This window comes from Trujillonella endophytica, assembly GCF_900110555.1.
Taxonomy (GTDB): Bacteria; Actinomycetota; Actinomycetes; order Mycobacteriales; family Geodermatophilaceae; genus Trujillonella; species Trujillonella endophytica.
This window is the reverse complement of record NZ_FOEE01000004.1, coordinates 223,529-244,872: the sequence shown is the minus strand read 5'-3', so window position 1 is coordinate 244,872 and position 21,344 is coordinate 223,529. Positions and strand designations below refer to the sequence as shown.

General features: G+C 73.5%; 24 protein-coding genes. 7 read left to right on the top strand and 17 right to left on the bottom strand.

The window, feature by feature from the left end; all coding sequences use genetic code 11:
• Positions 1-3: 3 nt before the first annotated feature.
• From BMY88_RS08585 to BMY88_RS08505, 17 genes are all read right to left on the bottom strand, one after another.
• Complete coding sequence (locus BMY88_RS08585; RefSeq protein WP_091942143.1) at positions 4-1,335, bottom strand: flagellar hook-length control protein FliK; 1,332 nt, start codon at positions 1,333-1,335, stop codon at positions 4-6.
• Positions 1,332-2,303, bottom strand: coding sequence for an NlpC/P60 family protein (locus BMY88_RS08580; RefSeq protein ID WP_170861018.1), 972 nt, complete (start codon positions 2,301-2,303; stop codon positions 1,332-1,334). The genes BMY88_RS08585 and BMY88_RS08580 overlap by 4 nt, the downstream gene beginning before the upstream one ends.
• Positions 2,300-2,758 carry a flagellar FliJ family protein gene (locus BMY88_RS08575; protein ID WP_091942139.1) on the bottom strand — a complete coding sequence of 153 codons (459 nt, stop codon included), beginning with the start codon at positions 2,756-2,758 and terminating at the stop codon, positions 2,300-2,302. Before BMY88_RS08575 ends, BMY88_RS08580 begins: the two co-directional genes overlap by 4 nt.
• 13 nt (positions 2,759-2,771) lie before the next feature.
• Positions 2,772-4,076: a FliI/YscN family ATPase gene (locus BMY88_RS08570; protein WP_244524541.1), complete on the bottom strand. Its 1,305-nt coding sequence runs from the start codon at positions 4,074-4,076 to the stop codon at positions 2,772-2,774.
• Positions 4,073-4,876 (bottom strand): FliH/SctL family protein, encoded by an 804-nt coding sequence (locus tag BMY88_RS08565; RefSeq protein WP_091942137.1) that lies wholly within the window; start codon positions 4,874-4,876, stop codon positions 4,073-4,075. Before BMY88_RS08565 ends, BMY88_RS08570 begins: the two co-directional genes overlap by 4 nt.
• The gene (gene fliG, locus BMY88_RS08560; RefSeq protein ID WP_091942135.1) at positions 4,860-5,936 is read right to left on the bottom strand and encodes a flagellar motor switch protein FliG; all 1,077 of its coding nucleotides are present in this window, start codon (positions 5,934-5,936) and stop codon (positions 4,860-4,862) included. The genes BMY88_RS08565 and fliG overlap by 17 nt, the downstream gene beginning before the upstream one ends.
• A 94-nt stretch (positions 5,937-6,030) precedes the next feature.
• Complete coding sequence (fliF, locus tag BMY88_RS08555) at positions 6,031-7,632, bottom strand: flagellar basal-body MS-ring/collar protein FliF (protein ID WP_091942133.1); 1,602 nt, start codon at positions 7,630-7,632, stop codon at positions 6,031-6,033.
• Positions 7,632-7,955, bottom strand: coding sequence for a flagellar hook-basal body complex protein FliE (gene fliE, locus BMY88_RS08550; RefSeq protein WP_091942131.1), 324 nt, complete (start codon positions 7,953-7,955; stop codon positions 7,632-7,634). The genes fliF and fliE overlap by 1 nt, the downstream gene beginning before the upstream one ends.
• Before the next feature lie 2 nt (positions 7,956-7,957).
• Positions 7,958-8,356, bottom strand: a complete 399-nt coding sequence (flgC, locus tag BMY88_RS08545; RefSeq protein ID WP_091942129.1) for a flagellar basal body rod protein FlgC — start codon at positions 8,354-8,356, stop codon at positions 7,958-7,960.
• A 1-nt stretch (position 8,357) separates the two neighbouring features.
• A complete protein-coding gene (gene flgB, locus BMY88_RS08540; protein WP_091942126.1) occupies positions 8,358-8,705 on the bottom strand; it encodes a flagellar basal body rod protein FlgB in 348 nt (115 codons plus the stop codon).
• A 363-nt stretch (positions 8,706-9,068) separates the two neighbouring features.
• Positions 9,069-9,416: a hypothetical protein gene (locus tag BMY88_RS08535; RefSeq protein ID WP_091942124.1), complete on the bottom strand. Its 348-nt coding sequence runs from the start codon at positions 9,414-9,416 to the stop codon at positions 9,069-9,071.
• Complete coding sequence (fliS, locus tag BMY88_RS08530) at positions 9,413-9,799, bottom strand: flagellar export chaperone FliS (RefSeq protein WP_091942121.1); 387 nt, start codon at positions 9,797-9,799, stop codon at positions 9,413-9,415. The genes BMY88_RS08535 and fliS overlap by 4 nt, the downstream gene beginning before the upstream one ends.
• Before the next feature lie 91 nt (positions 9,800-9,890).
• On the bottom strand, positions 9,891-11,231 hold the full coding sequence (fliD, locus tag BMY88_RS08525) for a flagellar filament capping protein FliD (RefSeq protein ID WP_170861017.1): 1,341 nt from the start codon (positions 11,229-11,231) through the stop codon (positions 9,891-9,893).
• A gap of 122 nt (positions 11,232-11,353) precedes the next feature.
• On the bottom strand, positions 11,354-12,634 hold the full coding sequence (locus BMY88_RS24645) for a flagellin N-terminal helical domain-containing protein (protein WP_280138706.1): 1,281 nt from the start codon (positions 12,632-12,634) through the stop codon (positions 11,354-11,356).
• A gap of 148 nt (positions 12,635-12,782) precedes the next feature.
• A complete protein-coding gene (locus tag BMY88_RS08515; RefSeq protein ID WP_091942115.1) occupies positions 12,783-13,853 on the bottom strand; it encodes a glycosyltransferase family protein in 1,071 nt (356 codons plus the stop codon).
• A 41-nt stretch (positions 13,854-13,894) separates the two neighbouring features.
• On the bottom strand, positions 13,895-14,680 hold the full coding sequence (locus BMY88_RS08510) for a class I SAM-dependent methyltransferase (RefSeq protein WP_091942113.1): 786 nt from the start codon (positions 14,678-14,680) through the stop codon (positions 13,895-13,897).
• Positions 14,681-14,733: 53 nt separating this feature from the next.
• Positions 14,734-15,579 carry a sigma-70 family RNA polymerase sigma factor gene (locus tag BMY88_RS08505; RefSeq protein ID WP_244524540.1) on the bottom strand — a complete coding sequence of 282 codons (846 nt, stop codon included), beginning with the start codon at positions 15,577-15,579 and terminating at the stop codon, positions 14,734-14,736.
• Between the two features lie 247 nt (positions 15,580-15,826).
• Between BMY88_RS08505 and BMY88_RS08500 the strand changes: the two genes are divergently transcribed.
• The 7 genes from BMY88_RS08500 (at position 15,827) to BMY88_RS08470 (ending at position 21,300) form a co-directional block, all read left to right on the top strand.
• A complete protein-coding gene (locus BMY88_RS08500) occupies positions 15,827-16,312 on the top strand; it encodes a flagellar protein FlgN (RefSeq protein WP_091942109.1) in 486 nt (161 codons plus the stop codon).
• Positions 16,309-17,721, top strand: a complete 1,413-nt coding sequence (flgK, locus tag BMY88_RS08495) for a flagellar hook-associated protein FlgK (RefSeq protein ID WP_091942107.1) — start codon at positions 16,309-16,311, stop codon at positions 17,719-17,721. The genes BMY88_RS08500 and flgK overlap by 4 nt, the downstream gene beginning before the upstream one ends.
• 8 nt (positions 17,722-17,729) lie before the next feature.
• Positions 17,730-18,647 carry a flagellin N-terminal helical domain-containing protein gene (locus tag BMY88_RS08490; protein ID WP_091942105.1) on the top strand — a complete coding sequence of 306 codons (918 nt, stop codon included), beginning with the start codon at positions 17,730-17,732 and terminating at the stop codon, positions 18,645-18,647.
• A gap of 58 nt (positions 18,648-18,705) precedes the next feature.
• Positions 18,706-19,110, top strand: coding sequence for a flagellar assembly protein FliW (gene fliW / locus BMY88_RS08485; RefSeq protein WP_091942103.1), 405 nt, complete (start codon positions 18,706-18,708; stop codon positions 19,108-19,110).
• A 62-nt stretch (positions 19,111-19,172) separates the two neighbouring features.
• Complete coding sequence (gene csrA / locus BMY88_RS24855) at positions 19,173-19,457, top strand: carbon storage regulator CsrA (RefSeq protein ID WP_091942101.1); 285 nt, start codon at positions 19,173-19,175, stop codon at positions 19,455-19,457.
• A 198-nt stretch (positions 19,458-19,655) separates the two neighbouring features.
• The gene (locus BMY88_RS08475; RefSeq protein WP_211435560.1) at positions 19,656-20,156 is read left to right on the top strand and encodes a hypothetical protein; all 501 of its coding nucleotides are present in this window, start codon (positions 19,656-19,658) and stop codon (positions 20,154-20,156) included.
• A 49-nt stretch (positions 20,157-20,205) separates the two neighbouring features.
• A complete protein-coding gene (locus tag BMY88_RS08470; protein ID WP_091942099.1) occupies positions 20,206-21,300 on the top strand; it encodes a sigma-70 family RNA polymerase sigma factor in 1,095 nt (364 codons plus the stop codon).
• The last annotated feature ends 44 nt before the right edge of the window (positions 21,301-21,344 follow it).

The following is a 21,344-nucleotide window of genomic DNA, read 5'->3' as shown; positions in this document are numbered from 1 at the left end:
CTCTCAGACCCGGACGTCGAGTCCGGATGACGCGGGGTGGACGACGGGTGCCGGGGAGGCGCCGTCGGGTTCGGGGGTCTGCAGCCAGGGGCGGCCGCGGCCGGGACCGGCCTCGCGGGCGGCGGCCCACTGCTCGGCGTTCTGCTGCTGCGAGGTCCACGGGTTGCCGCTGTCGCGGTCCACGTCGAGCTTCGAGCAGGTCAGTCCCGAGGCCTCCAGGTCGCGCCGGAGGTCGGGCAGGGCGTCCAGCAGCGCGGCGCGGCCGGCCTCGGTGGCGTGCCGCAGCGTCAGGTCGACGGCGCCGTTGGTCACGGTGACGCGGACCTCGACGGCGCCGAGGGTCTCCGGCGTGAGGACCAGCGTCATCGTGGAGCTGCCGTTCGGGCCGGTGGCGAGCTGGGCCACCACGGGCGCGACCTGGGCCGCGACGGGCGGGGCCGGCGGCGCCGGGGCGGTGGCGCCGGTGGTCGGGGCCGTGCTCGTGGTCGCCGTCGCCGGGGCCGCCTGGGCGGTGACCGGCGCCAGCGAGGCCGCGGGCCGGTCCCCGGAGGACTGCGGGTCGGCGCCGGTCTGCTCCTGCCCGGCCGCGGCCTGCTCCTGGCCGGCCGCGAGGGGCGCGAGGGAGAGGTCGGTGGCAGCAGGTGCGGCGGCGTCCGTGGCCGGCGCCCGGTCGGCGGCGGCGACCACCACGACCCCGGCCGGCAGCGCTGCGGCCGGATCGACGGCCGCCGGCACGCCCGCGCCCACGACCGGCGGAACGGCGGGGACGGGGGCCGTCGGCGCCCCGGCGGGGGCCGGTGCGGGCACGGGCACCGCGTCGGCGCCCGGAGCGGCGACGCCGAGGGGGAGCGCGGGGGTCGCGGGAGTGGTCGCCGGGGCGGTGCCGGGAACGCCGGGCAGGACCGGCGGTGCCGGGACGCCGTCGACGGGCGCGCCCGTGGCGGGCACGGCGGGTGCGGCGGGCACGGTGGCGGCGACGGCGCCGACCTGATCGGCGGCCGCCGCTCCCGGCACACCGGCGACCGCGGGCGCGGAGGGGGCCGCCGCGGCGACGGCCATGGCGAACACCCAGGCGGCCGGGTCGAGCACCTGCACGGCGGCGGGCGTCTCCTCGGCGGGGGTGGATGCGCCCTCGGCGGGCGCCGCGGCCGCGGCGTCGTCCTCGGGCGCCGACGCCTGCGCGCCCGGCTCCGGGGTGCCGGCGTCGCTGTCGAGGGCGTCGTTCCGGGCGCTGTCGAGCGCGGTGGCGAAGCCCGACGACGGCCGGGCCGCCGCGGCGGGGGCGGTCGCCGCCGGCGCGATCGGCAGGAGGGCGGGCAGGGCTGGGGCTGTCATGAATACGCCTCCGCGGCGGTGAGCACCTTGGTCACGAAGGACTGGGTCTCCCCGTAGGGAGGGACGCCGCCGTAGCGCGAGACCGTTCCCGGCCCGGCGTTGTAGGCGGCCAAGGCGAGGCTGGTCGAGCCGAACTGGTCGGTGAGCTGGCGCAGGTAGCGGGCGGCGCCGTCGATGGCCGACGCCGGGTCGGCCGGGTCGATGCCCAGGCCGCGGGCGGTCGCCGGCATGAACTGCATGAGGCCGGTGGCGCCGGCGGCGGAGACCGCGGAGGAGCTGAAGTTCGACTCGGTCTTCGCGACCGCGGCCAGCAGCCCCGGCTCGATGCCGTGCTTGGCGCCGGCGGCGGCGAAGAGGTCGGAGTAGGGGACACCCGCGAGGCCGCTGCCCCGGGCCGCGGCGGCGGTCGCCGGGGCGCCGGAGGCCGCGGGGGTGTCGGGCAGCACGCGCCGGATGAGGTCCGGATTGCCGACGGACTGGACCTTGACCACGTCGCCGGCCTGCGGCGCGGCGATCATCTTGCCGTCGCCGATGTAGATGCCGACGTGGTCGATGCCGGCCCGCGAGGAGGAGTTGTCGAAGAAGACGAGGTCGCCGGGCCGGGCCTCGGCGAGGCTCGCCACCGGGGTGCCGGAGGTGGCCTGCTGGGCCGACGTGCGCGGCAGGTCGATGCCGAGGTCCTTGTAGACCCGCTGCACCAGCCCGGAGCAGTCCAGCCCGGATGCCGGGTCGGTGCCGCCCCAGGCGTATGGGACGCCGAGGTACTTGCTGGCGGCCGCCACGACGGCGGCGCCGGCGGACCCGTCGCCCGCGCCGAGGGAGGTGCTCGTCCCGGCCGCGGCGGTGCCGGTCAGCCCGGCCGCCGCGGCCGCGCCGGACCAGGCGGCGGAGGTGGAGGAGGTCCGGTTGGCCGACAGCATCAGGATCCGGTTCTGGATCTCGGCGATGCGGCCCTGGACCGCGGTCATGCCCTCCACGACTCCTCCTCTCCCTCTCCGGTGGTGCGGGTGTGGCGGCCGGTGACCAGGTCGTCGACCGCCCGGGTCTCCGCGGCGTCCTCGGCGTGCCGCAGGGCCAGCTCGTGCCGGTCGCGCAGCTTCTCCAGGGCCTTGGTCTCCTGCGCGGCGGCGGTCCACCGCGACCGCAGGAGCTCGGCGTGCTCGGCCGAGGCCTGCGCCGTCGACCTCGCAGCAGCTACATCGGCAGCCGCGGCCCGTGATGCGACCATCGCGGCGAAGAAGCTCTGCGCGGAGTGCGATCCGGTCACCGCGCGGGTGGGCAGCGCCTCGGCCATCTCCTCGGCGCGGCGCTCGGCCGCGCGGGCGGCGCCCTGGGCCTCGACGTGGGCCAGGGAGGCGGCCCGCTCGGCCGCCTGGCGGACCCGGAGCACCGGCGCGAGCCGGAAGGCCTGCCGCTTGCCCATCAGGCACGCCCCATCAGGAGGTCACGATGCGGTGCAGGCGGTCCCACGCCTCGGCGGTGCTGGTGGTGTCGTCCATCGACTGGCGCAGGAAGGCGTCGAGCGCGGGGGACAGCGTCCGCGCGCGGTCGACCAGGGGGTCGCTGCCGGACTGGTAGGCGCCGATCTCGATGAGCTCCTTGACGTCGCGCAGCGCGCCGAGCAGGCGGCGGGCCTCGCGTGCGTCGGTCATCTGCGCCGCCGGCACCACCGCGCCGGCGACGCGGGAGATCGACTCGAGCACGTCGATGGCCGGGAAGTGGCCCGTGGTGGCCAGCTTGCGGGTCAGCACCACGTGCCCGTCGAGGATCGAGCGGGCGGTGTCGGCGATCGGCTCGTTGTGGTCGTCGCCCTCCACCAGCACGGTGTAGAGCCCGGTGATCGACCCGACGGCGCCGGGACCGGCCTTCTCCAGCAGCCTGGGCATCATCGCGAACACGCTCGGCGGGTAGCCGCGGGTCGCCGGAGGCTCCCCGGCCGACAGCCCCACCTCGCGCTGGGCCATCGCGGTGCGGGTGATCGAGTCCATGAGCAGCAGCACGTCGCGGCCCTGGTCGCGGAAGCCCTCGGCGATGCGGGTGGCCACGAAGGCGGCCTTGAGCCGCACCAGCGGCGGCTCGTCGGAGGTGGCGACGACGACGACGGTGCGCGCCAGCCCCTCGGCCCCGAGGTTCTCCTCGAGGAACTCCTTGACCTCACGGCCTCGCTCGCCGATCAGCGCGATGACCCGGACGTCGGCCTGGGTGCCGCGGGTGATCTGCGCCAGCAGCGTCGACTTGCCCACCCCGGAGCCGGCGAAGATGCCCAGCCGCTGCCCCTTGCCGACCGGCACCAGGGTGTCCAGGGCGCGCACCCCGACGGGGAGCGCCTCGTCGACCCGGCGGCGCGACAGGGCGTGCGGGGTCTCGCTGGCCAGATCCACCCACGACACGCCGCCGCCCAGGGAGGGGCCGCCGTCGATGGGTCGGCCCAGCCCGTCGAGCACGCGGCCCAGCAGGGCCGGGCCCACCGGCACCTGCAGCGGCATGCCGGTGGTGCGCACGGGGGCGCCTGACTGGACGCCGCCGAGCTCGCCGAGCGGCATGCAGGTCAGCCGGTCCCGGCCGACGGCCACCACCTCGGCCAGCAGCCCGCGCGGGCCGGGGTTCACCTCGACCAGGTCGCCGACCGCGGCGGGGACGCCCTCGACCGTGAGGGTCAGGCCCATCGCGCCGACGACCGAGCCGGTGAGCAGCGGGCGGGCGGCGAGCCGGGCGCGAGCGAGCGCCGGGGCGAGCGTCACGCGCGCAGCACCTCCCGCACCCGGGCCAGGGCCGTGCTCAGCCGGGCGTCGATCCGCTGCACGCCGCACTCGGCGACGGCTCCGGCGCGCTCGACCGACAGGTCGCCGACCACGGTGACGGAGGCGGGCAGCGCGGCCAGCGCATCCGCCGGCACCTCGGCGAGGTCGTCGGGGTGCAGCCGGACGGTGCTGGGCGCATCGGTGGGCAGCAGCGTCATCGTGCGGCGCAGCGCGTCGACGCCGGCCGTGTCGACCGTGGCGAGCTCGCGCCCGAGCAGGTCCTCCACGAGCACGAGCACCGACTGCAGCACCTCCTCGCGGAGCTCGTCGGCGACCGGCACGGCCGCCTGCTCCAGCTGCGCGACGGCCGCGCCCAGGGCCGCGGTCGCCGACACCAGCCGGCGCTCCCAGCGGTTCTGGGCGTCGACGAGCCGCGCCTGGGCGGCCTGCTCGGCGTCGGCGACCGCTCCGGCCGCGGCCGCCACACCCTCGGCGTGGCCGGCGGCGTACCCCTCCCGGTGCGCGTGGGCGCGGAGCCGGGCCAGCTCCTCGGCGTAGACGTCGCCCAGCCGGAGCACGCCCCGGCCGTTGGGCACCGGGACGTCGGCGGCGCGGCGGACGGTGGTGCGCCGCTCGACCACCTCGGGCTCGGGGAGCGGCTCGGCCACCCGCGGCCGGGCCTGCACCGGCGGGGCGAGGGCCACGCCGTCCGCCTGCCGGTACGGCGTCGCGGCCCGCGCCGAGGCGCCCCTCAGCAGCACCGAGGTGCTGCCCGACCCGTCGTCACGCGACGAACTCATCGTCGGCGCCCCTCGTGATCGTCAGCGCGCCCTGCTCCTCGAGCGTCCGGATGATGCCCACGACCTTGGCCTGGGCCTCCTCGACCGTGCGGGTGCGCACCGGGCCGAGCAGCTCGATCTCCTCGGCGAGGTTCTCGGCGGCGCGCTCGGAGAGGTTCCGGACGACCTTGTCGCGGACGTCCGGCCGCACGCCCTTGAGCGCGGTGGCGAGGTCGTTGGCCTCCACCTCGCGCAGCACCAGCTGCAGGGACCGGTCGTCGATGGTGACGATGTCCTCGAAGACGAACATCTGCGCGCGCACCTGCTCGGCCAGCTCCGGGTCGGTGGCGTCCAGCCACTCCAGGATCGAGCGCTCGGTGGGCCGCGGGGAGCGGTTGATGATCTCGACCAGGGTCTCCACGCCACCGACGGTGGACATGTCCTGATGGGCCAGCAGCGAGCCCATCCGCCGGCCCAGCTCCTCCTCGACCAGCCGCACCATCTCGGGAGTAGTGCGGTCCATCGTGGCGATCCGGTGGGCGACCGCGGCCTGCTGGTCGGGCGCGAAGCCCGAGAGCACCTCGGCCGACTGGGCCGGGGTGAGGTGGGCCAGCACGAGGGCGATGACCTGCGGGTGCTCGTCCTTGAGGAAGGTGACCAGCTGCCGGACGTCGACGTTGCGCAGCGAGGCGAACGGCACCTCGGTGTAGACGACGTTGAGCCGGGCGAGGATGCCCTCGGCCTTGTCCTCGCCCAGGCCGGCGGCGAGGATCTCGCGGGCGAAGTCGACGCCACCGCGGCCGACGAAGCGCTGCGCGGCCATCATCTCGTGGAACTCGGTGAGGACGCCGTCCACGTCGTCGGGCTCGACCGTGTTGAGCTTCATCAGCTCCCGGGTCAGCGCCTCGACCTCGCGCGGCCGGAGCTTGCCCAGCAGGACGCCGGCCTCGTCCTTGGACATCTGCGCGAGGAAGACCGCGGCCTTGCGCAGCCCGGGCATCTCCGGGCGCTTGGCGGCGGGCAGTGCGGGGAGGTTGGCGGGCGCGGCGCCGACCAGTTGCTCGACACTGGCGATGCTCATCGGGACACCTCCGGTGCGGGGCTCGTGCGGCTGCGCCGCTCTGTTCCTTCTCTATCGGCGGGCTCGCGCCCGACGCGACGCATGGCTGCTCGCCTCATCGCGTCGGCACCTCGCTCAGCCAGCCGCGCAGCATGGCCGCGACCTCGTCGGGACGCTCGCTGACCATGGTGGAGATCTCGCCCCGGACCCGGGCCCGCTCGGCGGCCTCCAGCTCCAGCGCGCGGCTGTCGGTGGCCCGGTCGAGGAGCTGGGTCTCCTCGCGGGTGCTCGCCACCCGGAGACGCTCGAGCTCGGCCATCACGTCGTCGTCGAACTCGAACGGCTCGTCGTCCTCGTCGTCCCGGCGGCGGCGGCTGCGCAGCCACACGATCAGCACGAGCAGGCCGATGCCCAGGGCGATGGCGCCGGTCTTGATCAGCGACCACATCTGGGCGTTCTTCTCGTCCTCGCGGGCGGCCGCCATCTCCGCGGCGGCGCGCTCGGCGGCGTCGTTGTTGAACGCGAGGGAGGCGACGGAGATGGCGTCCCCCCGGGCGGCGTCCAGGCCGACGGCGTTGCCGATCAGCTGCTGCACCTGGGCCTGGTTCATGTTGCCGGCCACGGTGTCGTCGAGGACGACGGCGACGGTGAGCCGGTTGATGGCGCCCGGAGCGCTGACCACGTTCTCCACGGTCTGGTCGACGGCGTTGTTCGAGGTGTTGGACTCGGTGGTGTACGTGGAGTCACCGTCCCCGGTGCCGGCGTCCGCGGCGTTCTCCGGGCCGAGGACACCGCCGACCGCCGCGCCCGAGCCGGTGTACTCCTCGCTGGTGTTCTGCTCCGAGATCGGGGGAGTGCCCTCGGTGTAGGAGTGCGTGGTCGAGGTGCTGTCGCGCTGCGACATGTCGAGGTCGGCGCGGACGGACACCTCGGAGTGGCCGGGGCCGAGCACCCGGTCGAGGATCACCTGGGCGTTGGCCGCCAGGCGGTTCTCGTAGTCGGTCTCCATCTGCGAGCGGGCGTCGCCGGCGGCCGCGGTGACGCCCTGGCCGGCCGCCGAGAGCAGCTGGCCGGAGGTGTCGCTGACCGTGACCTGCTCGGGGGACATCCCCTCGATGCTCGAGGACACCAGGTTGGTGACCGACTGGACCTGCTCGCCCGACAGCTGGGTGCCCGGCGCCAGGTCCAGCAGGACCGACGCGGTGGGGTCGGCCTCGTCGGTGGCGAAGACCTCGTCCTCGGGCAGGGCCACGTGCACGACGGCCTGCCGGACGCCCTCCAGGGCCTCCAGGGTGTTGGCGAGCTCGCCCTCGATGGCGCGCTGGTACTGCTTCTGCTGCTGGAACTCGCTGGTGGTGATCCCCTGCTCGTCGAGCAGCGCGTAGCCGGTGTCCGAGCCCGCGGGCAGGCCCTTGCCGCTCATCGCCAGGCGCAGGTCGTACACCTGGTCCTGGGCGACGAGGATGGTCGCTCCGCCGTCGGCCAGGTCGTAGTCGGTGCCGGCCGCGTTGAGCTCCTCGACGATCGCCGAGGCGTCGGAGGAGGCGAGGTTGCTGAACAGCGGCGCCAGCGTCGGCGTCGTGATCCAGTTGTAGAAGAAGAACCCGCCGAGCCCGAGCCCGGCGACGAGCAGGCCGATGACGACCTTCTGCCCGAGACTGATCGTCTCGAACGCGGAGCGCAGCCGCGCCAGGGGGCCGGCGAGTGCAGCGGGCATCAGATGGGCATCCTCATGATCTCAGTGAAGGCCTCGACCGCCTTGTTCTTGATCGTCACGAACATCTCGGTGGTCAGCGACGCCTCCTGGGCGGCGATCATGTAGTCGTGCACGTCCTTGAGGTCGCCGGTGGCGGCCTGGACGGCGAGCGCGTCGGCGTTGGCCTGCACGCCCTGCACGTTCTCGATGGCTCCGGTGAGGACGTCGGCGAAGCCGTTGTCCGCGGCCGAGACGACGGGCGGCTGCGCGACGTCGGGCGTCGAGCCGATGGCCGACACCGTCGGGAACGACGGGATCGTGATGCCGCCGATGGGGAAGGTCATGGTCAGCCCTTTCCGAGCCTGAGCGCGGCCTCGTAGGCCGTGGTCGCTCGCTCGATCGACGCGATGTTGGCCTGGTAGCCGCGCTGCGCCATGATCAACTGGGTCATCTGCTCGCCGAGGTCGATGTCCGGGTAGCGGACGTAGCCCTCGTCGTCGGCCAGCGGGTGCGTCGGCTCGTAGACCAGCCGGCCCTCGCCGCTGCCGAACTCGGCGCCGGCCACCCGCACGCCGCCTTCGCCGCTGCCGTAGTCCACGGCCTGGGCGACGATGAACCGCTCCTTGAACGCCTCGCCGTCGGTCGAGGTGACCGTGTTGATGTTCGCGATGTTGTCCGAGACGGCGTCCAGCCACTTGCGGTGCGCGTAGAGGCCGGTGCCGGAGATGTTGAGGGCGTCGAACACGTCACTGCGTCCTGAGGGAGGTGCGCAGCAGCCCGTACTTGCCGTCGAGCGCGTTGAGGGCCAGCTGGTAGCGCAGCCCCGTCTCGGTGGCGATCACGGTCTCGCTGTCGAGGTTGACGTTGTTGCCGTTGGTGTTGGTCGGCTCCAGCGAGCGAGCGGTGGAGCCCCCGGTGACGCTGGGCGTCTTCCCGGTGCGGAGCTCGCTCTTCAGCGTCGACTCGAAGTCGGTGCGGCCGGCGAGGAAGCCCGGGGTGTTGACGTTCGCGATGTTGTCGTTGGCGACGCGCTGCCGCTGCGCGAGCCCGGAGAGGGCCGCGTGCAGCGCCGACGAGGTGACGCCGCCGATCATCGGGCAGCGCGCCGACGGACAGCGCGCGGACGGGCAGCGCGCAGGCGGGCAGGACGGCAGGACACGACGGGCCTCCGGGTACGCAGACGACACTCGCGAGCGAGTGGGGGGCCGCCGATCCGTGGCGAAAGTGGTGCTGTCCGTGCAGCGGGGTCATCGGCAGGCCGGGCCCGGGGGTTGACCGTCGGTCCGCCACACGGGTGACGCCCGGGGCGCACGGCACGGACGGGCTCCGCGGGTGTCGTGGGGGCGCTGGGACGTCCGAGGGAGGCGCACGTCGCGCGCGACATGCTCCGGAACGCCGACGACCGGGCCCGCCGTGGAGGCGGACCCGGTCGTGGGAGCGATCTGGGGGAGCGGGTGCTACATGGCCCGGTCGACGAACGCGGCCGCGGGCCGGGTGCGGGCGTAGGACATCCGCGCCGCGAGGTCGCGCTGCTGGCGGGACTGCAGGATCCGCTCGGCGAGCTCCTCGGCGACGGAGAGCTGGTGCTGCAGCAGCCGGGCCGCCCGCTCCCGGAGGTCCATGGGCAGCTGACCGAGGTGCTGGGGAGGCGTCCAGTCGGCGGTGCGCCGGCCCCAGGCCGCGATGTCCTCGGTCCGCCCGGCGGTCAGCGACTCCTCGGCGGCGAGGACCTCGCCCTCCATCTCCTCGAGGACGGTCGCCCAGTCGGTGGAGCGGCCCTCGGCGGAGGGGCGTCCGGTGCTCATGCGGTGGACACCGTGAGGCTGGCGGCGGCCTGCCGCCAGGCGTCGCGCAGCGGCTCGACGACCTGCCGGCACGAGGCCACCCGGTTGACGTCGCGCTTGATGTTGGCGTTCACGAGCTCCGTGCCGAGCCAGGTGTAGAGGGCCGCGAGCCGCGGTCCGCCGTCCCAGAGCTCCACCTTGAGGCTGGTGTGCAGCTCCGTGACGATGTCCTGGGCGTGCAGCAGCTGGCGGGAGGCCTCGGCGTGGTCGCCTCCGCCGAGCGCGGTCTGCGCGCGCTCCAGGTCCAGTGCGAGCCGGTCGTACAGCATGACCAGGAGCTGCTGGGGGGAGGCGGTGGCGACCGTGTCGCCCATGTAACGGGCGCGCAGTGCAGCGGCACTCATGCGGGGGACTCCTCGATCGTTGGTGCGACGCCGCCGACGGGGAGGTCGGCGGCGGAGGGGGCGCCGGCATGGACTCCGGCGGTTCCTGCGGTCAGCTCGACGACGACCAGCTGGGCAGCGAACCGAGCTGCTGGGTGAGCCAGGTCGACTGACTGCTGAGCTTGCTGAGTGCCGACTCCATGGCCGTGAACTGGGACGTCAGCGTCGCCTGGCGCATCTGGAGCCGGATGTCCCAGTCGTCGATCCGCGTCTGCAGGTCGGTCGCCTGGGAGTCCTTGCCGGAGGCCAGGTTCACCAGCGTGCCGGTCGTGGCGTCGGTGGCCGACTTCGCGACCGCGAGCAGGCGCTGCGCCACACCGGGGACGGCGGTGTCGTCCGCGCCGGATCCGTTCAGCAGTCGCTGCGCCTTGGCGGGGTCGGCCTTGAGGGCGTCGCCGAACGCGGTCGCGTCGAAGGTGATCTTCCCGTCGCGGGTGAGCTGCAGGCCGGCGACGGCGGCCGAGCCGTCCTCGCCGACCGCGTAGGCCACCGCGTCGGCGATCTGACCGGCGAGGGCGCGCAGGGAGCTGTCACCGCGCAGCACGGCGGTGCTGCCCGCGCTGTTGTCCGCGTAGGTGTTGATGTTGGAGATGGCGTTGTTGGCGGCGGTGACCAGCGCCTGGACGGCGGACGTCAGGGCGGCCGGGTCGCTGCCGACGGTCACGGTCACGGTGTCGGTGGCCGACTCCGCCTTCTTGCCGACCGTGAAGGTGGTGCCCGGCATGAGGTCGGTGAAGGTGTTGCTGGTGGACGTGACGGCGTACTCGTAGGGGCCGCCGGCGCCGACGGTGAGCTTCGCGTCCGCCGCCTGCGTGAACAGCGACATCGCCGGACCGCCGCTGACGGTGAACTCGCCGTCGGTGCCGGAGGTGGTCGAGGTCAGCTGGAGCCGGAAGCCGGTGCCGGTGCTGACGGCCGTGGCGGTGACGCCGGCCTTGGCGGCGTTGATCGCCGTGACGGTCTGCTCGAGCGTGGCGTTCTCGGGGATCTCGATCGGCGTGGGCGCGCTGTCGGCGTCCGCGTCGGCGACGGTCAGCGTCATGGCGGACGCCGACGGCGTCCAGTCCGCGCTGGAGATGAGGACGTGGTTGGCGGCCAGGTTGTCGACGCGGAAGCTGACCTGCCCGGTGGCGGCGCCGGCGGTCGCGCTCGCAGACACCGAGGTGCTGGAGCTGGTGGCCTTGACCGGGGCCCAGGTGGCCGCCTTGGTCAGGTTCTCGGCGGCCGACTGCAGGGTGCTGACGACGCTGTTCACGGTGCGGTAGGCCGAGGCGTCGGCCTTCGCGTCCGTGAGCTTCGTCTTGAGCAGCGTCTGCGGGAGCGCCTCCAGCTGCATGAGCTGGGAGATGATCGTGGAGGTGTCCAGGTTGGACGCGAGCCCACTGATGCTCATGCCTGCCATGGGGGGTACCTCCGGTTCTCCGCCGGTCGGGCCGGCGGTCGCGAGACGAGCAGTGAGGGGGGAGGCCGGGGCCTCCCCCCTCACCGGGTGGTGCTCAGTGGTGCTGCGTCAGATCAGCCCAGCAGCCGCAGGATGCCCTGCGACGCCTGGTTGGCCTGGGCCAGCATGGAGGTGCCGGCCTGGGTCAGGATCTGGGTGCGGGTGAAGTTGGTCATCTCCTGGGCCATGTCCGTGTCACGGATCCGCGACTCCGAGGCCGTCGTGTTCTCCACGGCGACGTTCAGGTTGTTGATCGTGTGCTCGAACCGGTTCTGCTTGGCACCCAGGTCGGCGCGGATGCTCGACACCGTCTGGAGGGCGGCGTCGATGCTCTTGATGGCCTGGGTGGCGCCCGAGCCGGCCGAGAAGACCGGCGTGGCCTTGGAGAGGTCCGCCGCCGTGCCGCTGAGTGCGCCGTCGGCGTCGGTGTAGCCGGCGACGTTCAGCGGGGTGGTGAAGGTCAGCGCGCCGGCCGCGGCCGTGAACGGGTCCGTGGCGGTGCTGTCCAGGCCGAAGGCCGTCTTGGCGGCCTTGTTGAGGGCGGCGAGCGAGTTGGTGGCCAGCGCCGTGGGGTTGGCACCGGTGACGCCCGAGTAGTCGACGCTCGACAGGTCGAACGTCTTGCCGCCGAAGCTGATCGTGCCGGTGATCTGCGAGAACGCCTTCACCGAGCCGCTGGCGCCGGAGAAGTCGTTGACGCCCGCGTCGGCGGCGATCTGGGTGAAGGTGAGGGTGGCGTTGGCGTTGCTCGCGGCGGCGGTGCCGACGCTGACCTTGCCGGCAGCGGCGGCCGAGGAGGCCGCGAACTTGCCGACGCCGGTGACGTCGACGCCGTCGACGGCCAGACCCGCGGCGTCCATGCCCTTGCCGACCGAACCGATGCCGACCGTGATCGACTGGCCGGCGTCGGCACCGACCTGGAACACCCCGGAGTACGAGCCGTCGAGCAGCTTCGTGCCGTTGAAGTTCGTGGTCGAGGCGATGCGGGTCAGCTCCTCCTTGAGCTGGCTGACCTCCTTCTGGATGTTCGCCTTCGCGCTGTCGTTCAGGCTGCCCGCGTTGGACGCCTGGACCGACAGGTCGCGCATGCGCTGCAGGATGCTGGTGGTGGTACCCAGCGCGCCCTCGGCGGTCTGCACGACCGAGATGCCGTCCTGGGTGTTGCGGACGGCCTGCTTCATGCCACCGATCTGCGAGCGGAGGCCCTCGGAGATGGCCAGGCCCGCAGCGTCGTCGGCAGCGCGGTTGATGCGGAAGCCGGAGGAGAGGCGCTCCAGCGACTTGCTCATCTGGTCGTTGGTCACCGACAGGTTGCGGTACGAGTTCAGTGCCGCGACGTTGGTGTTGACGCTCATGCCCATGGTGTTCCTCCGTGGAATCGGGGCTTTCGGTGAACCCGCTGCATCCGTGCTGCGGGGCTTGCAGTTGGTGTTACGGCTGGGGTCGGCCGGGTCTTGAGCCGAACGGCGGACAAATTCCCGCCGTTGTCACCCCGTCGGGTCGCTACGCGCCCTTGCGCCGGGCCAGGTCGCGGTTCTCGGCGGCCCGCTGCCAGGCAGCCACCCAGCTCCCGGCGGTGTACTCGGTGAGGTGGCGGTCGAGGACCACGGCACGGTCCCGCGCTGCCTGCTCGCGGCGCCGCTCGGGGTCCTCGATCGCCACGGTGAGGGCCTTGGCCCAGTCCTTGGGTGCACGGGCGCGCCGGCCCAGGCCCAGGCGCTCGTACTCGGCGCTCGGCGAGCGGACGCAGTAGACGCCCCGCGCGGCGTACTCCAGGTTCTTCAGCCAGCTCTTGCAGGTGTTGAACCGGTCGATCCGCAGCGGCGCGATCCCGACGTCGAACACGTCGCCGATGAGGGTCGTGTACGCGTCGACGTCGTCGATCCACGGGATCTCCGGCGGGTCCTCCGACAGGCGGAGCCGGTCCTGGACGTCCCACTTCTGACCCAGGACGACGAAGCGGCTCCGGTCGCGGGTCCGGTCCAGCGCCTGCTGGAGCCCGGACCCCATCTCCTGCAGGTCGTAGGGGTGCCCGGCCACGCTGCCCGCCCAGCCGACGGTGACCACCTCGGGGTCGCGCTCGTAGGCCGGCGGCAGCTCGGCGACGCGGCGCGGGATCGCGTTGGGGATCACCACCCCGCGACCGTGCGGCGCGTACTCCGCCAGGAGCGCGGGCGTCGTCGTCGTCACGAGATCGGCGGCCCGCGCGCACTCCAGCGCCTGGCGCCCCATGCCCTTGCGGACCAGGGCGTCGTAGCCGGCGGAGCCGTACGCGACTCCCGTCAGCAGGTCGTCCATCTCGACGACGACGGCGACACCCTGGGCCTGGAGCACGTGGATGCACTGCAGCATCTGCGCGGTCTTGGGGAGCTGGAGCACCACGACGTCGGCGCCCTGGGCATCGACGTCGTCCACCACCGGCTCGTTCCCACCGGTGGGACGCATGGTCGTCGCCAGGCCCCGGCTGACGGTCACGTCCACGCCCAGCCCGGCCTCGTGCACGACCCGGACGGGCTCGTTGACCCGGTAGTAGTCCGAGCCGAGGTGGCCCGCGTTCATCATCAGGACCTTCATGGTCGACGACCTCTTCTCTGGGATCGGCCCGGCGGTAGCGGTCAGCGGCCGGCGGCGGGAGCGGCGGAGGCCAGCTCCCGGCCGATGGGCCGCAGAGCCGCCCAGTCCTGACCGGCGAGCGTGGCCGCCAGCGAGCCCGGAGGGAGATCGCCCCGGCGCTCGCGCACGAGCGTGTCCCACCACGTGCAGTCGAGCAGGAGTGCCGGATCCACCGCCTCGGTGCGCCGCAGGACGCGGTCGGGGACGGCCTGCGGGTCGGTGGCGCCGGTCATCGAGGCCTCCAGTCCCGGGTACTTCTGGACCAGGACGGACGAGCTCGCGTCGGGGAGCAGCACCACGAGGGTGCCGGTGGGCTCGGTGTCCACCTCGAGCACGACGAGGTCGGGCCGCAGCCGCCGGAGCGCGCGGGTCACCTTGAACACGTCGCCGGTCCACGCGGCGGTGTAGCGGTCACGGGCCGCCTCGGCGACGTTCCGGGGCAGCGCGTCGTCGATGACGACGACGCTCGTGGCGGCGGTGTAGGACTCGACGTAGATGAAGTCGCGGAGGGCGTACTCGGCCCAGTGCATGCCGTCGATGAAGGCCAGGTCGATCGCGTGGCCGCCCAGCCGCTCCGTCGGGTTGTTGTCCCGGAAGTAGTCGTCGCTGGTCGACCGGACCAGCTGGACGTCGGTGTCCAGCACCTCGGTGATGTGGAAGGCCGGGTCGATGCCGATGCTCGGTACCCGGGAGAGGCCGAGGCTCTGCCCGGTGTCCACGCCGATCTCGAGGTAGTTGCGCGGCTGGATCAGCTGGTGCAGCTGCGCCAGCAGGTCATGTCGTTCCACGGGGCTGTACTCCTGCGGTGGGGTTCGGACGGAACGGTCGTGGCCGGGCCGCGTCAGGCGGGCCGGGAGACGCCGTAGCGCTGGGCGGTCACCCATGCCGGGCGGGGGGAGGGGACGGCGACCGGGACCGAGGCCGGCGGCGCGTTCCGCGCGGCGACACGGTCGACGTAGGAGCGCTGCTGGTTGCGGGCCCGGACCCCGCCGTCGGCCGGAACGCTCCGGCCCTCCCACACCTCGCTCATCGCCGCGTGCAGGAGCGTCAGCGCGCGGGCCCGCATCTGCGAGACCCGGGAGAGCGTCACGCCGAGGTCCTCGGCGATCTCGGTGAGCGATTCGCCGCCGAAGAAATTCCGCTCGACGACCTCGTCGAGCCGGTCGGGCAGCTCCCGGATCGCCTGCTGGAGGTACCGGGCCCGCTCGACGCGCAGCACGGCCCGCTCGGGCGACTCGCCGGGGTCGGGCAGGTCGAGGCCGCCCGAGCCCTCGGCGCCGGTCTCGGCGTCGATGCTGACCATGACCGCGCGGTGGACGTCGACCTGGAGGTTGTCGAGGTCCCCGCGGCGCACCCCGAGGCTCTCGGCGAGCTCCTCGCGCGTCGGGGGACGGCCCAGGGTGATCGTCAGCGCGTCGGCGGCCGCGTCGGTGCGGCGGGCCGCTGCCCGGACCGAGCGGCTCGCCCAGTCACCGGAGCGCAGCTCGTCGAGCACCGCGCCCTGCAGGCGCGGCAGGGCATAGGTGGCGAAGGTCGCGCCGGCGCCGGGGTCGAACCGCCGCGCGACCTCCACCAGGGCCACCTTCGCGCACGACAGCAGGTCCTCGCGGCTGACGTGGGAGGGCAGGGAGATGCGGGAGGCGACCGCGTTGACGGCGAACGAACACAGCGGGAGGTGTTCGGTCACCAGGGCGTCCACCGCCCCGGGCGATCGGGAGGAGGGGGCGGCCGGGGCTCGCTCGTTCGCCGGAGATCGGGCTGCTCGCACGATCTCCTTCTCGGCACGTGCGGCGGTGATCGGCACCACCGGCCGACGGCGAAGATCTGACAACGTGCGCCCCTCGGCTTGAGGGTTGTTCGCCGGATGCCGAAGCCTCGTCTGCGAAGCACGTGGGCCGCTGGCGCCCGCGACGGACGAGGGAGGCGGTGGGGACGTGGACTACCAACACCTGTCGACATTGCTCTGGCGCGAGCAGGAGCTGCTGGATCTGCTGCTGTTCAAGGCGGAGGAGAAGCAGTACCTGATCGTCTCCGGCAAGACCCGCTGGCTGGCCCGCATCGCGCACGAGATCGAGGTGGTCCTCGACCAGCTGCGCACGCTCGAGGTCGAGCGGGCCGCCGTCACCGAGGCCATCGCGGTGAAGCTCGGCCTGGACGCCAACCCCTCGCTGCGGCACGTGGCCGAGGCGGCGCCGGCGCCGTGGAACGACCTGTTCGGCAAGCACCACGAGGGTCTCCTGCTGCTGGTCACCGAGCTGCGGGCCCTCTCCGAGAGCAACCGCGAGCTGATCGAGGGCGGACTGGCCGCCCTGGACGAGGCGCTGCTGTCCGAGCGCGCGCCCGCGGTGGGCACCTACGGCGCGACGGGTCGCGCCACCGCGGGCTCGAACCGCGCGGTCACCTTGGACGGAGCCCTGTGAGTACTTTCAGCGGACTGAGCCGGGCCACGACGGCCCTCTGGGCCGCCCAGCGCGGCATGGACGTCACCGGTCAGAACATCGCGAACGTCAACACCGACGGCTACTCCCGCCAGCGGGTGGAGCTCACCGCCCTGAACGGCGCGGTGACGCCGGCCATCCACGCCGTGAGCGACGGCATCGGGTCCGGCGTCGACTCCAACAACGTCATCCGCATCCGCGACGCCTTCCTCGAGGCCCGGGGCCGGCTGGAGTCGGCGAACAGCGCCCGGCTGACCGTGACCAGCAGCGCTCTCGCGTCGATCGAGAGCGCCTTCCGGGAGCCCGGCGACACCGGCATCCAGAGCATGCTCGCCGACGTCTGGGCCGGCTTCAGCGACGTGGCCAACACGCCGCTGGTCTCGGCGGCGCGCGGCCAGGTGATCGAGCGCCTCCAGACGCTGGCGGCGGGAGTCCGCAGCACGGCCACCTCCCTGGACAAGCAGTGGGAGGACACCCGCGACGCCCTGCAGACCCTCGTCCACGACGTGAACACGACCGCCACGTCGATCGCCGACCTCAACCAGAAGATCCAGCTCGCCACGAACGGCGGGCTCCCCGCCAACGAACTCGCCGACGAGCGGGACAAGCTGGTCTCCTCCCTCGCGGCCAGCGTCGGCGCGACCTCGACCGCCGGGGAGGACGGCACCGTCGTCGTCTCCGTCGGGGGCAGCACCCTGGTCAACGGCAACGTCGCGACCGCCGTGCGGCTGGACGGGGCCACGGGCTCGGCCGGCGCGACCGCGGACAAGCCCCGCCTGGTGATGCTGCCCGGCGGGTCCCGGCTGCAGGTCGGCGGCACGGCCGAGGGACAGCTCGCGGTGCTCGGCGACCTGATCCCGCAGTACCTGGGCGGGCTGGACACCTTCGCGCAGAGCCTGGCCGGCACGCTCAACACCCAGCACGCCGCGGGCTTCGACCTCACCGGCGCGCCCGGCGGGCCGCTGCTCGGAACGCCCACCGGCGCCGGCACGATCACCGCCGCCAACCTGACCGTTCGGGTGACCAGCCCGGACCGGATCGCCGCCGCCGGCGTCGGCCCGGACGGCGTCACGCCCTCCGCCAACGGCAACAACGCCGACGCCATGTACGAGCTCAGCCTGGATCCCGGCGGAGTGGACGCCGCGTACCGGGAGATGATCGTCGGCCTCGGTGTGGTCTCCGGCGTCGCGAAGCGCGACCTGGCCGTCCAGACGGTGGTCCGGGACCAGGTCGACGCCGCCCGCGAGAGCGTCTCCGGCGTCAACCTCGACGAGGAGATGACCAACATGATGTCGTTCCAGCACGCCTACTCGGCGGCGGCCCGCATGGTCACCGCGATCGACGAGGCGCTCGAGACGCTCATCCGCAGCACCGGCATCGTGGGGCGGTGACCTGACCGATGCGCGTCACCCAGCGGGCCATCGCCCAGACGAGCCTCCTCGGGCTCAACCAGAACCTCGACCGGGTCTCGAAGCTGCAGCAGCAGCTCACGTCCGGCCGGCTCATCAGCGCGCCGTCGGACTCGCCCACGGGCACCAACCGGGCGATGCAGGTCCGCCAGGACACGAGCGCCGTCACCCAGCAGGCCCGCAACATCTCCGACGGCACGGGCTGGCTGGCCTCCTCCGACTCCTCGCTCGAGACGATGCTGACGCAGGTCCGGCGCGTGCGGGACCTCGCCGTCCAGGGCCTCAACGGCGGCGCCATGTCCGACGCCTCGCGCACGGCCATCGCCACGGAGCTGGCGTCGCTGCGCGAGAGCATGATCGGGGTCGCGAACCAGACCGTGAACGGCCGGCCCGTCTTCGGTGGCGCGACCGCCGGAAAGGCGGCCTACGACGCGGATGGCACGTTCGTCGGCGTGCCGGTCGCGGACCCCGCCTCGGGCATCCCGGTCGGCCAGCTGCGGCGGGTGTCGGACACCGAGCAGATCCGCGTCGACATCACCGGCCTGGAGGCCTTCGGCGACCCGGCCGACGGCCGGGACCTGTTCGCCCTCGTCGGTGACCTGGCCGCCCACGTCAGGACCCCGGCCGGCGCCGGCGACCTGGACACCGACCTCGCCGACCTCGACGTCGCGATCAACCGGCTGCTCACCGCAGCGGCCGACATCGGCAGCCGGTCGGCCCGGATGGAGTCGGCCAAGCAGATCAACCTGGACCGGCAGCTGACGCTCAAGAGCCAGCTCAGCGAGGTCGAGGAGATCGACCTGCCCCGGACGATCATGGAACTGAACCTGACGAAGGTCGGCTACGAGGCGGCGCTGTCGGCGACCGCCAAGGCCATCCAGCCCTCGCTCGTGGACTACCTCCGGTGACCGCCGCCCGCCCCTCGGCGCCCACCGCCCCCGCCCGCGACCGGCAGGGAGGCACCGCGTGACGCTCGCCCCCGTCGCGACGATGCCCCTGCTGGGCATGGTCCAGCCGGTGCCCGGCTTCCCCGACCACCGTGACTACGTGCTCGTCACGGCGGACGGCGACGGGCTCCTCTACTGGCTGCAGTCGCTCGACGCCGAAGGTCCGCGGTTCCTGGCCATCGCCCCGGCCCGGTACTTCCCGGACTACGCGCCCGAGTTGCCGCGGTCGGTCTGCGCCGACCTCGGCCTGACCGACCCGGCGGAGGCGCAGCTGTTCTGTCTCGTGACGGTTCCCGCGGAGGGGCCGGCGGCCGCCACGGCCAACCTGCGGGCACCGGTCGTGATCAACCCGGCCACCTGGCGGGCCACGCAGGTGGTCCTGAACGACAGCGCACATCCCATCCGGCGGCCACTGCGCCGATAACGACAGAGACCCCCGCACGGCGGGGCGCCACGGAGGCCACGACAACCCATGGAGGGGTTCACATGCTCACCTTGACCCGCAGCGTCGGCGAGACGATCCGCATCGGAGACGACATCGAGGTGCACGTCGTCGAGGTGCGCGGCGGCACCGTCCGGCTGGGCTTCAAGGCGCCCCGCGAGGTGACCATCCATCGCGAGGAGGTCTACCGGCAGATCGCCGAGGCCAACCTCCTCGCGGCGCAGGTCACCGCCGACACCCTGGGTGCGCTGGCCGCCTTCGCGCCGGCCGCGTCGGCCTCGCCGGCCGAGGGGAGCGCCGCGAGGGCTCCGGAGGCCCCCGCGACCTGACGGATGTGCACGGCCCGGCCCCTCGTCGTTTGGTGATAGTTGCCCACGACGAGGCGGCTGGGCGTGCTCGGTGCCACGACACAGGCAAGAACTGCCGAAGTGCACCCCGCACGATGGCGTTGGCACAGCGAGTGTTGTTCCCGTGTCGCCGTCGTCGTCCGCCAGAGTTGCCCCCAAGCACGACAAGGGGGCGATTCCATGTACCGCAGCGCAGACCCGGCCGTCACGGCCGGGACCGTCGACCTGACGACCTCGTCCGACGAGGTCCTCGAGGCGTCGGACACCGATGCTCTCCTCGCAGCCGATGCGGCCGAGGAGGCGGACACGGTCGTCGTGTACGTCGCCCTGCGCCCCCGGCGCGGGTCGGCCCGCCGCTGCCTGGCCGGCCTGGCCGCCCTGGCGGCCGCGCATCCCGACGTCGCCGTCTCGGTGAGCGGGCTGGGCAAGGACGAGCGCACCGTGCGCGTCACCGTGGGTGTCGAGCTCGGCCCGCGCGCCGGCGTGGCTCGCTTCTCGCCGCAGGCGCAGGCGGCCTACGCGTTCGTCAGCGAGCTGTTCACCTCGCTGTACGACCACATGCCGGTCTACTCCGCCGAGCCGGGCCCCGTCGAGCGCGCCGCCGCCGCCGGCCTGATGGCCAGCCTCGGGGTCGGCGCCGACGTCCCTGCCCCCCGCGCCGCCGAGTACGCCCTCTCCTGACCCGCCCGCCGCGAAGCACCTCTTCCCCGACGCCTCGCCTGGAGCATCCGTGACCAGTCCCACCGGTTCGACCGCCGTCGACCCCGCCGCCCGCGTCCGCCAGCCCCTGGTCTTCGGGGGGATCCCCGAGGCCGAGGGCTTCGCCCGGGTCCCGATCACCCCGCGCGACCGGGTCCACTTCCGCGTCGACCGCGAACTGCCGCTGGAGGAGTTCCGGGCCGCCCTGCCCGACCGGGTCGCCGTCAGCTTCGACTCCGGCGAGGGGCTGTACCGCGTCGACGGCGACCCCGGCCAGGGCTCCGTGCTCGCCGACTGGGTGCGCGCCTGGTGCGCCGGCCGCGGCATCACGACCGTGGGCCTGCGCGCCGAGACCGACGTCCGCCGCCGCGCCCCCCGCGACCTGCCGCCGTCCTTCCTCGACGAGCTGTGCCGGCACTACGCCCCGGTCAGCCTCAAGCGCCTGCAGCGCAACATGAGCACCATCCGGATGCACCTGCCCGACTCCGACGACCTCACCCAGCAGGTCTACGAGTGGATCCTCAAGGCCGTCGGGCAGTTCGACGAGAGCAAGTCCGTGCCGTTCGGCGCGTTCCTCGCCACCCAGCTGTCGAAGTGGGTACACGACCTGGGGCGCGCCGCCCACGGGCGCACCGCCGCCGACACGGAGAACAAGCAGCAGAAGGCCGTCGCGGCCTTCCTCGCCGAGCACCAGCGGCGGCCCTCGGAGAAGGAGCTCGCCGCCTACATGGGGCAGAGCGTGGCCACCCTGCGGCGCAACTCGCAGACGGTCGCCACCCTCAACGGGCTGCGCAACCTGCAGTCGCTGGACGGCGCGCCCGACGCCGCCGAGATCCTCATCCCCGACAGCCACGAGGCGCCCGACGAGATCATGGGCGAGGCCGAGCAGACCCTGCTGTCCCACGCCCTGACCGCCGCCTGCGCGCCCGACCCGACCGCCCGCCGCGAGCAGCGGGCCGGCCAGCCGAACGTGCTGGGCTGGGCCACCTGGTACCTGACGACGTGGGGCGGGCTGACCAAGACCCAGCTCTCGGCCGACCTGGGCACCTCGGTGCGCAACATGAACGTGCACGCCGACCGGGTCGAGCGTGCGCTCAAGGCCCAGCTGGCCGAGCTCGTCGACTAGTCGCAGACGCTCGCCCCCTCCGGCCCCGGTTCGCCTCGCGAGCC